We start from the raw sequence: 15,002 nt of genomic DNA, 5'->3' as shown, positions 1-15,002 counted from the left end.
TTTGTGAAAGCATGCTTTATAGTGATTTTTTTTGGCAGCGCCTCTATTTAATCTGCTGCATTTAACCTGCGGCGGGGTTAATCAGAGCCTCCTCAGTAAACACCACTAGCCCTAACTCCGGCCGATAGCCATGGATCTCAGTGACATCCAGCGCCTGCAGAAAGGCTAAAATTTCTTCGCTGATGACCTGTCCTGGCACTAATACCGGAAATCCTGGCGGATAAGGGATGACAAAACTTGCCGATACAACATCGCGTCCAGCACGCATTTGCGACTGCAACTTGCCATTATCGAAGCGTAAGTACTCAGTATTCTCTTCGTCGTAACTCAGAAAGTAAGCACAACGAATATCACCCTGGGGCGTATCAGGATTCGGCCGGAAGGCGTCGTGGAAACGACTGAAGTCAGGTAGTGGCGGCAAATCATGATTCAGCGAATGCACCTGATTCTCGATGATTTTGCGCTCAGGGCGGCTACTGTCTTCCAAGCGATATTCGAACTCTTTCGCCAACTTGATCAGCACATCCAATAAGTAGGCAATAGAGCCCCGTGTCGTGCCGATATTGGTCATAAACAGTACGGTGTTGCGGGAAGTCTTGTTGATCTGAACCCCGTACTTATTCATCAGGTATTCATTTTTAAAGGTATCACCGTCAACGCCTGTATTACCGATGGCAATCGTGACACGGGTAGGGTCAACCACAAACTCGTCTCGCGCCCAGGCTTCCTCCATCTTATTCCACCCTGTCACCGGGTCGTAATAGGACTCTACACCCGACTCGCGGTAGGCTTCAGGCACCATGTCGCTATTTTTTAATACGCGGAAATATTTCTGCAGTAATGGGTGGGTGTAGAGCTGTTCGCGAAGCGAAAGCGCTGTCTCTACCTGGGCATGTACCAGTTCGAAACCTTCCATTTCCGCCTGCATTCTTCCCACATCCAGCGATGCCACAATCTGATAATTGGGCGAGGTAGAGGTGTGAGTCATGTAGGCTTCATGGAAAGAAGCCTCCACTTTCTGGCGAAAATCCTGATCCCACACGTGAATCATGGAGCCTTGGCGTAACGAGGTCAGCGTTTTATGGGTTGAATGGGTTGCATAGGTGCGAATGCGTACCTCGTCTGGGTCGGGCATCAGTCGCTGGTCAAGCCATGTAGCGTCATCTTCTGGATCGAGCTTATCGAACTCGGCTTTCCAAGCCGCATACTCTTCCCGATAACTCTCACTGCGGTAACGATCCCGCAATGTACGTGCCGTGTTCATAGCGGTACGTGGCCGATACGTCGGGTTAAAACCAGCGAAGGCAAACCATGCTTCATCCCAAAGAAAAACCAGATCTGGTTTAATCGCTAAGCACTCTTCCATCACCCAGCGCACGTTATAGACGATGCCATCGAAGGTGCAGTTGGTCAGCAACAACATCTTAACTTTGTGCAATTGTCCGGAACGCTTGTAGGACAGCAGCGTTTTCTTGATTTCATGCAGCGGCACCGCACCGTACATGGAATAATCATCAAGCGGATAGGAGTCTAAATAACTGACATGTGCCCCAGCTAGCACCATGCCGTAATGATGCGACTTGTGACAGTCACGATCGATCAACACAATGTCTCGCGGCTTAATCAGCGCCTGCACCACAATCTTATTGGCAGTGGACGTACCATTAGTCACAAAGAAGCTACGACGAGCTCCAAAGGCGCGGGCAGCGTACTCTTGCGCCTTTTTGATTGGCCCAAACGGTTGCAACAGCGAGTCTAGCCCCCCCGATGTTGCGGATGTTTCTGCCAGAAAAATATTAATGCCGTAGAAGTCGATCATGTGCCCTGCCCAGTGGGATCGAGTCACCGACTTGCCCCTGGAAATGGGCATGGCATGAAATACCCCAGTGGGTTTTCTACTATATTCACGCAGAGCATCAAAAAACGGTGTGCGATAGCGATTATCAATGGCGCGTAGAATCGTATGATGCTGCTCGATGTAATCCGTTTCGCGGTAGAAGATACGGTTGAAGTGCTTAATATCTCGGCTTGCCGTAGCTTCAACATCACCACTCGTCACCAGAAATTGATCAATTTCTGGGCGCAACTCATGAATCATCGAACTCAGCAGGATACTGCGATCAGCTTCGCTATGGTGCTCCAACTCATTTTCTGAGAGACCTTCCAGATAATTACGCAAAGCACTGAGGTTATACTTGGACTTATACGGAAACTCGTAGCGAATCAGACATGCTTGTATATTAGGATTCACCAATATTGCAATCAACGCATCTTCAAAGCTTTTTACCGTTACAACATCGTAAACAAAGCGATCTTCAGGTCGGCGCATGTTATGAAATGCTTCACGCACCACATCTTCTTCCTGGTTAGAAAGATTATCTACGATCAGCAGTTCAAAGTAAGGTTGCGCCGAGCTATTGGAAGCCGGGTGCCCGCGGCGAAGTTGATTAAGGGCGTCCAAAGCCTCCATGTCTTCAGCACCCGCATCCGTCTCAGAAAGATCTACATGCCGTCGACGATAGGACTCACTGATCAACGCCCTTACCAAACGCTTAACGACTTTATCCAACAGCGCATATTCACCGCGATTAAATAGCGTCCAAAGGTGGCGAAAATCCTCTTTAGATGGAAATGCGTGGTAGTCCTCAATGATCTCTAAGCGTGTCAACTTGATGTCGATAGCTTTAATCAAGTTTTTGGCGCGATCCTCTTCTTTAAGGCGCGTCAAAATTCCCAAATCACGTTTAAGCTCATTCCAGGTATCAGCACGAAGTTGGGAAATTTTGTGATAAAAACCCAGGGCGGTGTAGGAAGTTTCGGTTGGATTATTCTCTTGCATGACGACACCCATCCTTTTTAGGTATTTATCTGGACAAGACACTTGCCTCAGCAACAGTACTAAATCAGCCGGACAGCCCGCGGGAGCCATAGCGCACGGTAATTTGCTCTTCAGGAAACACATCGAAGCTCAAATCTAATACTCTACCGGGCCAGCGAAACTGGGTAAGCCTTTCCTTAGTGCGATATACCGCGGTATACACTGTGCCCAGGCCACGCCGATAGTCATGGCGAAACAAAGGGGGAGCGGAAAAAGCCGAAATTAGTCGCTCTTCAGTGGTGGCGTCGTCATCCACCAGAATCGAGAGCTGACGCTCGCGAATCAAGGTTTCAGAGGCCAGCGCATGGGCATACCATTCGATTTTCTTTTGATGATTGGTAGCCACCGCCACCCGCCGAATGCTGGCGCGGCGATCCGGTGCAATCATCGCCGTGACATAACGCCCTGAAGCATCTGCCACGGTAATGTTGTAGGCCATATGGGTAGGCACTCTCGCAAGTACCGCAGCAGCTTCGGGCACGGTATCGCAAAATTCGAGAATGTAGCGAAGAATAACCGGCGCACCAAAGCCATCCCCCACCACCTTGCGCCCACCAAAGGCCAGAGAAACAGCAAGCCCAGAATCGTTCATCCCGTCTAGCACGCCCCACAGGCAATCAGACATGGCGATAACACGGCGCTGATTCCAGCGGGTGTAGAGAATGGAGCCCTCGCACAACTCCGGTGGGTAATCATAGTTGCGTGCCAGCACAGTTGACGTCGGCCTTGCTAGTACCGCCTGTGAGCAACCGGTAATATACGGCGGCGGACGATACAAACTCAGTAGCCGTGACGAAAGATCCCCGCCACCGGCTACTTCACACAGCGTGCGGTAAGTCGCCAGCAATTCGGGCATGTGCTTGCGTAAGGCGTTATGACACTCCAGATAAGAGGGACGCTCACGCTCACCTTCGGCCAGATACCAGGGCTCATAGGCAGGCCAGTGGTAATGGAACAACGACTGCCATTTTGGCCCCGCCACCTCTTCATGCACGGTGCGAAACGTCAAGGCTTTGTCCAGCTCCACACCAGGCGCTCGGCCTGCAACAAAGTTGCTGTCCATGGTTAAAGAATTTTGAAGTTGCCACCGCCGATAGCATGGCTGACGGCAACTTCCTCCACCACTGGGTCTTGCAACGCCTGTCCGGTGTACTGACCACGGATGCCGTCTATCCAAGCCTTGGCACGCTCATTCAGTTGGAAGTCATCATCCATTAACCGCCCCCGGGTGATCAAAATACCCAGGTCGGCCCCTTCATACCGGAAGTCTCCTGCGCCACTAATGCGCAGAAAAAAGGCTTCATGCTCGTTCTCTGCCGCGTGGGGGTGATAGCTATAATGATCATAAGCAATTTCGCCCTGAGCATTCATGCGCCATACGCCGGTAGTAGGCGCTTCCGTTAACAGGTCAACGCTTTCATCGGTATGCTTGATAACCAGCTGGCTCCAGCTGTCGACACTTTCAGGGTGCGCCCAACGCTCATTGATATCATTGATGTCCAGGTCAAAATCGACATCCGAAAATTCAAGCAGGTGAAACAGGAACAGTGGAATATCAGAATGAGCAAAAGCCGCCACATTCGTCAGAGAGCTTGCTCCTGTCACACGGGGGTTAAGTTCACCCAGATACACTTCATGGGTATCCATATCAATCAGGAAATCGAGTTCAAAATAGCCTCGATAACCCTCTTCGCGCAGTGCCTCACCAAACTTAAAGGTGTACTCGCGCGCTAAATCACGCACTTCCTGACTAAAGGCGCCGGCGAACATTTCGTTGCCACACCAACCGCCCTTATAAGGAGTCAAGGATTTGAAGCCTACAAGCTCTGTCATCAACGGGCCAACGACCGTACCGCAACGCGTGGCACAAGCTTCTATCGCCGAGCCGCGACAGTTGATGCGCTTCATGATCTTGACCTCGGGTTCGGCTTCGATCTCTTCAGCATGCTTGTAATAGTCTTCTTCACTGGCAATAAAGAAGGTGGTATGACCAGAATCGCCAAACGCGGTCTGTACCACTAAATCGTTACCGAGCGACTCGCTGACCTCTAGAAGCTCCTGATAACTGCCTACCCTGGCCAGCACGTTGGGCACGCTGGGCACGCCCGCTTTATTGCCAATACGCACCGTCTCAATCTTATTATCCATCCGCTTGCGCAGTTCGGCGGGAGGGAAGGCAACCCGCAGGCCCAACTGCTCACAAATTTCTTCGGTGTGCTCATCGAACATTAAAAACGCTGCCACCCCAGCGCTTTCGCCATTGGCTCGTGATTGAATGAAATCAATGACTTCTTTGTGCTCAAGCAGATAGTTATTAATATCCTCAATGCTCTCGAAGTCGCGGGGAAACTTCTGTTTAGGCACGAAGACATTACGCTGCTTGCCTTCAAAGCAGTCAATATAGTTAATGTGACGGAAGCTACCGACCCAATCACCGATACCCAGAAGATTGAAGTTCGTCGCAGAAATAAAGTAAACCGGCTCTTTATTGTTTAGAAAATATCTACGGACATCTGCAATGGACGTTATTTTATTCATTGTTTTCGCTCCTTGTATGACACGTACTGAAGGCCGTGTTGAACTAGTGCTGCCTAGGAGTTTCGCTAAATATCGCGATATTCGCCTAAATTGATCATCCAGCTTGGCGCGAAATCCATTCTTCTTGTGATGATGGGTCAAGCCAAATAGGCTCCTAAAAAATGTCTTGGTCGGTACGTACTGGTTTAGCAAGTGGTCCTAAGGTGTCAAGGAAAGGGGAAGATCCGTTTTCGCTACGGTATAGCGAAAAATCGACTTCACGGTCACGGAAACTTTTCAGTGGCTGGCCCAAACCGCGCAACCCTGTTTCGCGCTCGCGGCGGACGCGGTTGAGGTCAATTTCGATGGGTATGACTTCTTCACCAATACCCGCTTGATGGATCACATCGCCAGAGGGGCCAACGACGATAGAGCGGCCATTCCCCAACGCGCCAGCGCCATTGATATCGAAGAAGTAACACTGGTTGATCGCCGCATTGGTGCGGGCAATTGACAGCTCAATATCTCGGTCAATGGTATCCGTCATCGTGGGGTGGAGAATGACTTCGGCCCCCATTGAAGCCAGGGTACGAGTCGTTTCGGGAAACCACATGTCATAACAAATAGAAACGCCAAAGCGGCCTATCGTTGGCACATCGAAGACCACAAATTCACTGCCGCCCTCGACGCCAGCTTCGTAAGGCCGGAACGGAAACATCTTACGATAACGCGTTACAACTTGGCCCAGAGGGTTAATCACTACCAAGGTATTGTAAGTATGCTCGCCGACTTGCTCGAACATTGATCCCGGAATTAACCAGATGCGGTGTTGCGCAGCCAATTGGCAAAAAAATGCTTCGGTATCGCTGGGCAACGTTTGAGCGTGGAGCGGCGAAGCTCCCATCGGCATTAATTCGCTGAACAGCACCATTTGAACCTGAGGAAAACGATTCATTAGCGCATCGATCCGATGGCGCATAGCCTCGGTATTGTCGCCATGGTGCAGGGCATGCATTTGAACACCGGCAATGGTGAAATATGACATTAGCTTCTCTCTGCGTCAGGCGATCTGACTGTTTCCGCTTAGTAAATTAACTTCTATGGATGTCTTTCACTAAGCTAGTGGTGAGTGGCATTAATTTTCATGTTAAGCCAATGAAACGCTGAAATAGCGTTGATCAAACACCTGGATAAATTGTTAAATTCGATTTAGATAGATCGATTTACACAGGCCAATATTACAGAAAGTCGTTTGATCCAATACCTGGCTCGGTCCGCTTAACCGATTTGGTCACGATATAGGTGAAATAACGCTCTATTCCCACGTCCGAGACTAACCAACTATCGATCAAGCGTTGATAACTGTCGATGGAAAACACTTCAAACTTCACCAGATAATCCACACCGCCACCTACCGCCACGCACTCTGTGGCGTCTGGCGTTTGCATGACTAATGCTTCAAAGCGGGAAAAGCTTTCAGCATTGTGCTGTTTGAGCTCGATCTGCACCCATACGGCGTTGCGCGGCACTAATACATCGGCATTAATGCGCGCGGTATATCCTTCGATAACGCCCGCATTTTCCAGACGTTTAACTCGCTCCCAGCAGGGACTCACCGAGAGGTTGATGGCTTCCGCCAGCTTCGACTTAGTGATTCGTCCATCCCGAGAGAGAATATCGAGAATTTTTAAATCATAACGGTCCAATTTCATCATGCGGGTTGTCACGCCTCCAGGCGTTCAACAACATCGGCAATCACCGCCAGGGTGTCCCCCATATTGATTAACGATGGCGCACGGCGAGCCATTAAGATGCCGTCACGTTCCGCTTTGTAAGCCACAGGAGCGGTACCGCTGCGGGTCATATCGTAAACATAGGCAATGGTTTGGCCTTTTTTCACCTCATCACCCAACGCCACTAGCAGCTCTAACACCCCAGAATGCTGGCTTTGCACGTAACAGCTGGCATCTGGCATATCGAGGTACATTTGCCCACCCTCGGGCATTTCTACTGTGCCTTGCACCAAACCGTAATGGATCAAAAAATTGCGCACACCGCGCTCAGCAATCGCAATGCTTTGCGGCGTGGACGTACCGCCGCCGCCAAGCTCAGTGGCCACAAACACTTTGCCCTGGCGCTCACAGGCCGTATCGAACAGTTTTTCTGCATCTAGCTCAAACATCACCATCGCATAGGGAGCGCCGAACGCTTTAGCGCCTTCCAACGCCGCCTGCTGTTGGGACTTATCGTCTAAAACGTGAGAAGCGCCGAACGGCAAAATATCCAGCGTACGGCCACCAGAGTGCAAATCGAGCACTACATCGCTAATCGGAACCAGCGCGCGGGTAAAATAATCAGCGATTTGCGACGTTACGGTGCCGTTTGGGTCCCCTGGAAAACTACGATTCAAGTTGCCTTTATCCATCGGCGACGTGCGCTTTCCAGCCATGACTGCTGGCGTGTTCATACACGGTACGATAATGACTCGCCCGCTCACCTCTTCCGCTTTCAACGTGGAAGAAAGCTTCAACAACGACGTTATGCCTTCGTATTCATCGCCATGATTCCCACCCGTTAATAACGCCGTGGGGCCTTCGCCATTTTTAACCACGGTAATAGGTATCATTACCGCGCCCCAGGCAGACTCATCGGTGGAAATCGGCAGTTTTAAAAAGCCGTGCTGTACGCCATCGGCGTCGAAATCAACGGTGGCGGAAATAGGGCTAGGCCGCAGTTGGTTCGGTTGAAGCGTCATTGTATGTCCCTTGTATTGTATAGACAGCTACTTAACAAACAGCTGGCGCGGAAAATTGGCCAGGGTTTCACAGCCATTTTCAGTAATCAGAATGCTTTCGGTAATTTCCAGTCCCCAGTCTTCTACCCAGAGGCCAGGCATGAAGTGAAATGTCATTCCGGGCTGAAGAATAGTTTCGTCTGAGGGGCGTAAGCTCATCGTGCGCTCGCCCCAGTCCGGCGGGTACGAGATACCAATCGGATAACCACAGCGCGCGCCGCCACGGTCAAAACCGTATTTATCCATCGCCGCACCCAGCGCCATGGCAATATCCGCCGTACGATTGCCCGGCTTAGCCACGGCCAAGCCACTCTCAATGCCTTCCAACAAAGCAGATTCAGCACGAATAAAGTCGGTTGGCGGCGTACCTAAAAATACGGTGCGCGACATCGGCGCGTGGTAGCGCTTGAAGACACCAGCAATTTCGAAGAACGTGCCTTCACCTTTACGAAATGGCGTGTCGTCCCAAGTAAGGTGCGGCGCAGCAGCGTCTTTACCGGTTGGCAACATCGGCACAATGGCGGGGTAATCGCCGCCAAACACTTTGCCATTCTCGTCAATAAATCCTTCGATGCCGACGCGGTAAATTTCCGACACCAGCTTACTTTTGGGCAGCCCGGGCTCAATAACCTCCAAAATACGCGTGTGCATCCCTTCAACAATTTTTGCCGCCACACGCATATAAGCTATTTCTTGCGGCGACTTAATCGCTCGGCACCAATTCACAAGTGCGTTGGCATCCATAAAGCGCGCATGGGGAAGCTCACGCAAAAGGCTTTGATAGGCTTTAGCAGAGAAGTAGTAGTTATCCATCTCCATGCCCACCACACCGGTATGCCAACCACGGTCAGGCATGATCGATTGGGCAAGATACTCCATTGGATGCATATCCGGATTTTGAACATAGTAATCCGGATAGTAGGTAATATTATCGGGGTCTATCCAGCAGGTGCGCAGCGCGCCGTTGGCATCCATACGGCGGCCAAACCATACAGGTTCGCCTTCAAGGCCCACCAATACGCATTGATGAACATAAAATGACCAGCCGTCGTAGCCAGTCAACCACGCCATATTGGAAGGATCACTGACGATCAGAACGTCAATACCACGGCCCGCCATCTCAGCGCGCACTTTCCAAAGCCGATTAGCGTACTCTTCACGTGTGAAGGGCAGGGAAACCTCAGTCATCGGGCAACTCGCCATCAAAGATCACTAAGAACCAGCGCTATCTATTGTAAGTTAGGCGCGCTGGGCCACAGGATCGACCTGGCCACCCCCGCAGTAGGCCTGCCAATGTCGTCTTAGGGCGATACTAGCACCGACCCTTGGTTGCCGGTCAAAGCCTTTATGACAAAAATTGTGGTAAGCCGTGGTAGCGTAACCATAGTTAACATGTAGTCAGGAGGAAAAATGAAAGTAGTCATCCATATTGATGATTCAGCCCAATGGCAAGCCGCTCTAGAAAAAGCGTTGCCCCAGGCCACTGTATTGACAAGTGACGCACCTGAAGATGAACGCAAAAACGCCGACTACCTTGCCGTTTGGAAAGCTCCAGAGCATTTACTGCAGGAACAAGACCAGCTCAAAGGCATTATCAACCTGGGAGCAGGTGTTGATTACTTACTGAAAACACCCGGCCTTCCAAGCGATGTTCCTATCGTGAAATTACGTGATGCTGGCATGGGCGAACTCATGGCAGATTACGTGCTATATGGCGTACTGCACTTCTACCGCAGCATGGATAGCTACGCCACTCAACAGCAGAGCGCTACCTGGAAGCCCCAAGCCGTGCCTGAAAAAACACAGTGGCCAGTTGGCGTATTAGGCCTTGGCGCAATCGGCAGTTACGTAGCCACTCACTTGTCGCAAGCAGGGTTCCCCGTACTTGGCTGGAGCCGCTCAGCTAAACAGATTAGCGGCGTATGCTGCCTGCATGGCGATGAAGGGCTTGATGAACTGCTTGGCCAAGTGCAGAGCTTAGTCACTATTTTGCCAGATACCGCGGCTACGGAAGGTATTCTTAACGCAGAACGGCTAGCAAAATTACCCGAAGGTGCCAGTGTTATTAACCCCGGTCGCGGCAGCCTAATCGATGAACAGGCGTTACTCGATGCGCTCGGTGAAACGAATAAGCCAGGACATCTGCGTGGTGCCCTGCTAGACGTTTTCTGTGAAGAGCCTCTTCCAACCAACCACCCCCTTTGGCAGCATCCAAACGTGGTAGTAACGCCTCATATGGCAGCACCTACACCACTCAATGACGCCATTGATCAAGTCATTGCGTATATTAAGGCATTTGAAGCGGGTGAATCGTTAGCAACGATTAGCCCAGCAGCAGGCTACTGACGCTTAGCCATACGCACGCTATACTGCACGGGGAACCAAGCGCTAGCTAAAGGCTCTTAGGAAAACACTCGAGAAGGAGGAAGGGCCTTTGCGTTATGTTACAAGAGGCATCAGACACCCTAAGTCTGCGAGCGCAATGTTGGGCGCTTGCCTGTTTTCCCTGTGCGGCTTAGCAACAGCAGATACTCCACAAGGTGAGCAAACTCTGCAAGCCCCACACCCCTTCCAGGCCCAATACCGTTTAGAAATACGCGGCTGGCCCGGCGCAACCATTACCCATACGCTCAGCAATGAGGGGCTCCACTGGTTAAGCAATATGAATTTTGCTGTCGCGATTGCCCGAGGTGAGGAGCGTAGTCGCTTTTCGATAGACGATACCTCGACTCGCTCTTTGCTCTATAACAGCAGTTATTCGCTACTGGGTGTCGGCGACAGTTACCAGCTCAACGAAAGTGATATTAGCTCGCTTGATCGCCAGGCCGCTCTATTCGACCTTTCCCGACGAGCAGGTCATGAAGGCTGCATGGTAAGCACTCCCTGTGATATCGAGTTTGTTGATCACCGCGGACGCGACGAACACTTCCAGTACTATGTCGATCAACAGAATATCAACGAGCCCAACACCATTTCCGTTCCCGCCGGTGAGTTCGAAACCACGCGCGTCACGCTGATTGATAAAGAAAAGCCCGACCGATATCTACACATTAATTTCCACCCAGGTTGGCCAGGACTAATCCTCTCGGCAGAATATCGAAAAGAGGGGCGTCGGCAGACGTATCTCACCATGACTCAATTCAACCCCGCTGGGGGTAACGCACCTTAAATGCTTTCTGGATTACTGATTGTTTTATTGCCTCTCTTGTTAGGCTACTTAGTACGCGTTCGTTCTACCCGCTTACTGAACCTCATCAACCGAGCCGTTAATGGCTCGGTTTATTTGATTCTATTATTGATGGGGGTAAGTCTTGTGGGCCTTGAAAACCTGGGCAGCCAGCTTTCAAGGTTAGGCGGTAACGCGCTGCTGCTGTTTAGCATTACTACCGTGCTCAACTTGGGTGCACTGTGGTGGCTATCACGCCAAGTGGCTTTGAAAGCCGGTAATTCACCAGTGGTGAAGAACGCTCCTACTAGCAAACTGGCGGCTATGCAGGGTTCACTCATGTTGGTAGGTGTGGTGGCCGCTGGCGTGGCATTTGGTTTGCTGATTGGCCCGATGATTGGGGAAACGCTGTTTACCACCGCCGACTGGCTGGCAGAATGGGTGCTATACGCACTATTGATGCTGATTGGCTGCCAGCTACGCAATTCCGGCATGCCACTTAAACAAATTTTGCTGAATCGCCTGGGACTTGCCATCGCGGTTACCCTTGCGCTGAGCTCGCTACTCGCTGGCTTGTTAGCCGCCCCGCTTCTCTCGCTTAGTTGGAATGAAGGCTTAGCCATGGCATCTGGCTTTGGCTGGTATTCGCTTTCGGCTATTTTGATTGGCGACCAACTTGGTCCGTTAATGGGCGGCGTGGCGTTTTTCAACGACCTTACGCGCGAACTGCTGGCCTTTATTCTGATTCCTCTCGTTATCCACCGCCACACCGCGCTAGCCATTGGCTATGGCGGCGCAACGTCGATGGACTTCACCCTGCCGGTGATCCAGCAGCACGGCGGAGTGGCCTGTGTCCCTATTGCCGTGGTCAGCGGATTTATCCTGTCACTACTCTCTCCACCACTGATTCTGTTTTTTCTTTCGCTTTCGGGTTAGCGATTGCAGGCAATCATTGGGTAGGATAAGCAGCGTTATAAACATACAACTGCCTCACTGCCCAGGATGCCTGCCCACCATGCTAAACGGAATTTGGTTAAGCTTTTTCATTGCTGCGTTTGCAGCCTCGTTGTGGCAGTGGTTAGTCGGTGGCGATAGCGAGGTTTTTGCTCGCTTAGTGCAGTCGCTGTTCGATATGGCAAGCGTCAGCGTGGATATTATTTTAGTGCTACTAGGCACGATGACGCTTTGGTTGGGCTTTCTTTCGATTGCCGAAAAGGCCGGCATGATTCGCTTACTAGGCCGCGTGCTTGACCCACTGTTTTCCCGCCTAATGCCAGAAGTGCCCCGGGGCCACCCTGCCATGGGGCTAATTAGCATGAACTTTGCGGCTAACATTCTAGGCTTAGATAACGCTGCCACACCGATTGGCATTAAAGCCATGCAATCGCTGCAGAGTCTCAATCCGAGCCGCGATACCGCCAGCAACGCACAAATTCTGTTTTTAGTGCTCAACACATCATCACTGACGCTGCTACCTGTCACGATCTTCATTTATCGTGCTCAGCAAGGCGCGGCTGAGCCCACCCTGGTCTTTCTGCCGATTCTGCTGGCTACCAGCGCCTCCAGCCTGGCAGGGCTACTCGCGGTTGCACTCGTACAGCGCTTAAAACTTTGGCAACCCGTGGTGCTGGCTTATTTGGTCGCTGCAGCGCTTGCCTTGGGGTTATTAATTACCACGCTGGCGGGCATGTCGGCCCAAGCATTGGCGGCTGCTTCAACACTGGTGGGTAACCTAACGTTATTCACTATTGTCATGATGTTTTTAGTGGTTGGCGCACTGCGTGGTGTCAGGGTGTATGACGCCTTTATTGAAGGGGCAAAGGAAGGTGTCAGCTTTACCGTCACCCTGCTGCCGTATCTTATTGCCATGCTGGTGGCGGTTGGCGTACTGCGTGCCAGCGGCGTTCTGGACGCAGGACTAAGTGGCATCCGTTGGTTAGTGGAAGGGGTTGGCTGGGACACTCGCTTTGTCGATGCGCTGCCTACCGCCTTTGTAAAGCCCCTTTCTGGTAGCGGCTCGCGGGCCATGATGATCGAGACGATGAACACCTTTGGTGTCGACAGCTTTCCTGGCCTGCTAGCCGCTACCCTGCAAGGCAGCACCGAAACGACCTTCTACGTGCTAGCGGTCTATTTTGGCGCGGTCGGCGTTACCCGTATTCGCCATGGCCTGGGCTGCGCGCTCATCGCCGACGCCGCGGGCATCATCACTGCCATTGCCGTCTGCTACTGGTTCTTTGGCTAACGCCGCTTGGCAACTAGGTTAGCCATCAAGCTGGCTATTCGTAACAACATTCGCCACAACGCTCTTAACAACACTCTTTACAACACTCTTTACAACACTCGTAACAACAATAGATCAGGTAATTTGTTTCATGCATGCTCAACACACGGCATTACATAACGAGCTTCACGCGCGGCCTCCCATCTATTTTGAGGGGCCTGCTTGTCTTCATCACTACGCTTTTACGCTTGAAGGCGATGACGTTACTAGGTTGCTTAATCGCCTAGCAGAACTGACAGAGGTCACTGTCACGCCCGATCAGGTGCAACAAATAGTCAGTTGCCAGGGTTGCTTAGTAAAGTGGGAGCGGCACACCGAATTTTTTACGCTGACCATTAAGCACGACAACAACAGCAACCCTCGCATATGGCCAACACCACCTACGTTTTTAGCCCGTTTACTCGCGGATGTTGCCGATAAAATAATCAGTGCCAGCGTCTTGCGCGTGGAAACGGCCAATCGATGGGCAGGTAGCGTGGAGGCCTATGGATTAGATCAGCCAGCGGGCTCAAAGGTAGGCGGCGGAGATGCCACGGTTTGGAGCGACTTCAACCTGGATGATCAGCAAAGAAACCGATTGCTAATGGTTAACGATAATCTGGATAGCTATCGACTGGGCAGGATGGCGAGACGCTTATTTGATATTGAGACTTACCGCATAATGGCGATGCTGGCGCTACCGGAAGCCAAAGCACTCAGCCGTGAGCTACAACACTATGAAACGGAGCTGTCTGCACTCTCTCATCAACACGCCGAACAGCACACCTCCCCTGCCGAGCCGTTGCTCAACGCCTTGACACTGCTCTCGGCAAAACTCGAACGCTGCGGTGTACAAACACGCCAACGCTTTAGCGCGACCGATGCCTATGCCAACATCGTGTTGGCACGCATCAATGAACTGCGCGAGGAGCGTATCGGTAATTATCCTCGGCTTGGCATGTTTATTTTGCGACGATTTGAACCGGCCGTGCGTTACTGCGATGCCATGAACCGTCGCGTTGAGACGCTGGCCACCAGCGCCACACGCTTAAACGACTTGTTGCGTACCCGCACCCAGGTCGAAATCGAGAGGCAAAACTACAAAATTTTGCAGAGCTTAGATGCCCGCGCAAGCAGCCAGCTAAAAATCCAAAAGGCCGTTGAAGGCCTCTCGATCATCGTCATCAGCTACTACATTTTCAGCTTAATGAAACTGGGGCTGGAAAGCTTAAGAGCGCTAGGTGTCGATATCGAACCCAATGTTGCCGCTTCCGTCATAGCGCCACTGAGTGCGCTTATTATCGCGATCTTAACGTGGCGAATTTGGAAGGTTAAAAAGCACTAAGTGGCTATTCAAAATTTATCGTGCGCTCAGACCCGTAGC

General features: G+C 51.4%; 12 protein-coding genes. 5 read left to right on the top strand and 7 right to left on the bottom strand.

The features are described 5' to 3' along the window. Positions 1-61: 61 nt before the first annotated feature. The 7 genes from INT21_RS19420 to doeA all read right to left on the bottom strand — a co-directional run bounded on the left by INT21_RS19420 (position 62) and on the right by doeA (position 9,377). Positions 62-2,839, bottom strand: a complete 2,778-nt coding sequence (locus tag INT21_RS19420; protein WP_193068716.1) for an aminotransferase class I/II-fold pyridoxal phosphate-dependent enzyme — start codon at positions 2,837-2,839, stop codon at positions 62-64. Positions 2,840-2,903: 64 nt separating this feature from the next. Next, entirely contained in the window at positions 2,904-3,887 is a 984-nt protein-coding gene (locus tag INT21_RS19415) for a C45 family autoproteolytic acyltransferase/hydolase (protein ID WP_226912885.1), read from the bottom strand. Between the two features lie 56 nt (positions 3,888-3,943). Then, complete coding sequence (locus tag INT21_RS19410) at positions 3,944-5,416, bottom strand: biotin carboxylase (protein WP_089039663.1); 1,473 nt, start codon at positions 5,414-5,416, stop codon at positions 3,944-3,946. A gap of 154 nt (positions 5,417-5,570) precedes the next feature. Then, positions 5,571-6,440 (bottom strand): carbon-nitrogen hydrolase family protein, encoded by an 870-nt coding sequence (locus INT21_RS19405; protein ID WP_038477761.1) that lies wholly within the window; start codon positions 6,438-6,440, stop codon positions 5,571-5,573. A gap of 193 nt (positions 6,441-6,633) precedes the next feature. Beyond that, positions 6,634-7,110, bottom strand: coding sequence for an Lrp/AsnC family transcriptional regulator (locus tag INT21_RS19400; RefSeq protein WP_089039665.1), 477 nt, complete (start codon positions 7,108-7,110; stop codon positions 6,634-6,636). 8 nt (positions 7,111-7,118) lie between these two features. Beyond that, a complete protein-coding gene (gene doeB / locus INT21_RS19395) occupies positions 7,119-8,150 on the bottom strand; it encodes a N(2)-acetyl-L-2,4-diaminobutanoate deacetylase DoeB (protein ID WP_089039666.1) in 1,032 nt (343 codons plus the stop codon). Positions 8,151-8,177: 27 nt separating this feature from the next. Then, positions 8,178-9,377, bottom strand: a complete 1,200-nt coding sequence (gene doeA, locus INT21_RS19390; RefSeq protein ID WP_089039667.1) for an ectoine hydrolase DoeA — start codon at positions 9,375-9,377, stop codon at positions 8,178-8,180. 222 nt (positions 9,378-9,599) lie between these two features. Here doeA and INT21_RS19385 point away from each other — a divergent pair, with 222 nt between their 5' ends. The 5 genes from INT21_RS19385 (at position 9,600) to INT21_RS19365 (ending at position 14,963) form a co-directional block, all read left to right on the top strand. Further along, complete coding sequence (locus tag INT21_RS19385; RefSeq protein ID WP_193085595.1) at positions 9,600-10,535, top strand: 2-hydroxyacid dehydrogenase; 936 nt, start codon at positions 9,600-9,602, stop codon at positions 10,533-10,535. Positions 10,536-10,623: 88 nt separating this feature from the next. Continuing rightward, a complete protein-coding gene (locus INT21_RS19380; protein ID WP_193061786.1) occupies positions 10,624-11,358 on the top strand; it encodes a hypothetical protein in 735 nt (244 codons plus the stop codon). Continuing rightward, positions 11,359-12,291 (top strand): lysine exporter LysO family protein, encoded by a 933-nt coding sequence (locus INT21_RS19375; protein ID WP_193085594.1) that lies wholly within the window; start codon positions 11,359-11,361, stop codon positions 12,289-12,291. A gap of 79 nt (positions 12,292-12,370) precedes the next feature. Beyond that, positions 12,371-13,600 (top strand): nucleoside recognition domain-containing protein, encoded by a 1,230-nt coding sequence (locus INT21_RS19370; RefSeq protein ID WP_193061788.1) that lies wholly within the window; start codon positions 12,371-12,373, stop codon positions 13,598-13,600. Between the two features lie 130 nt (positions 13,601-13,730). Beyond that, on the top strand, positions 13,731-14,963 hold the full coding sequence (locus tag INT21_RS19365) for a DUF3422 domain-containing protein (RefSeq protein ID WP_120386423.1): 1,233 nt from the start codon (positions 13,731-13,733) through the stop codon (positions 14,961-14,963). The last annotated feature ends 39 nt before the right edge of the window (positions 14,964-15,002 follow it).

The sequence above is a fragment of the Halomonas sp. 3F2F genome, assembly GCF_014897805.1.
GTDB lineage: Bacteria > Pseudomonadota > Gammaproteobacteria > Pseudomonadales > Halomonadaceae > Vreelandella.
The sequence above is the reverse complement of the archived record's forward strand: the minus strand, read 5'-3'. Positions and strand labels throughout refer to the sequence as shown.

Excerpts from the sequence above, each read along its gene's own strand:
- INT21_RS19420 (WP_193068716.1), bottom strand. The coding sequence starts at position 2,839 with ATGCAAGAGAATAATCCAACCGAAACTTCCTACACCGCCCTGGGTTTT.
- INT21_RS19410 (WP_089039663.1), bottom strand. The coding sequence starts at position 5,416 with ATGAATAAAATAACGTCCATTGCAGATGTCCGTAGATATTTTCTAAAC.
- INT21_RS19405 (WP_038477761.1), bottom strand. The coding sequence starts at position 6,440 with ATGTCATATTTCACCATTGCCGGTGTTCAAATGCATGCCCTGCACCAT.
- INT21_RS19400 (WP_089039665.1), bottom strand. The coding sequence starts at position 7,110 with ATGATGAAATTGGACCGTTATGATTTAAAAATTCTCGATATTCTCTCT.
- doeB (WP_089039666.1), bottom strand. The coding sequence starts at position 8,150 with ATGACGCTTCAACCGAACCAACTGCGGCCTAGCCCTATTTCCGCCACC.
- doeA (WP_089039667.1), bottom strand. The coding sequence starts at position 9,377 with ATGACTGAGGTTTCCCTGCCCTTCACACGTGAAGAGTACGCTAATCGG.
- INT21_RS19385 (WP_193085595.1), top strand. The coding sequence starts at position 9,600 with ATGAAAGTAGTCATCCATATTGATGATTCAGCCCAATGGCAAGCCGCT.
- INT21_RS19375 (WP_193085594.1), top strand. The coding sequence starts at position 11,359 with ATGCTTTCTGGATTACTGATTGTTTTATTGCCTCTCTTGTTAGGCTAC.
- INT21_RS19370 (WP_193061788.1), top strand. The coding sequence starts at position 12,371 with ATGCTAAACGGAATTTGGTTAAGCTTTTTCATTGCTGCGTTTGCAGCC.
- INT21_RS19365 (WP_120386423.1), top strand. The coding sequence starts at position 13,731 with ATGCATGCTCAACACACGGCATTACATAACGAGCTTCACGCGCGGCCT.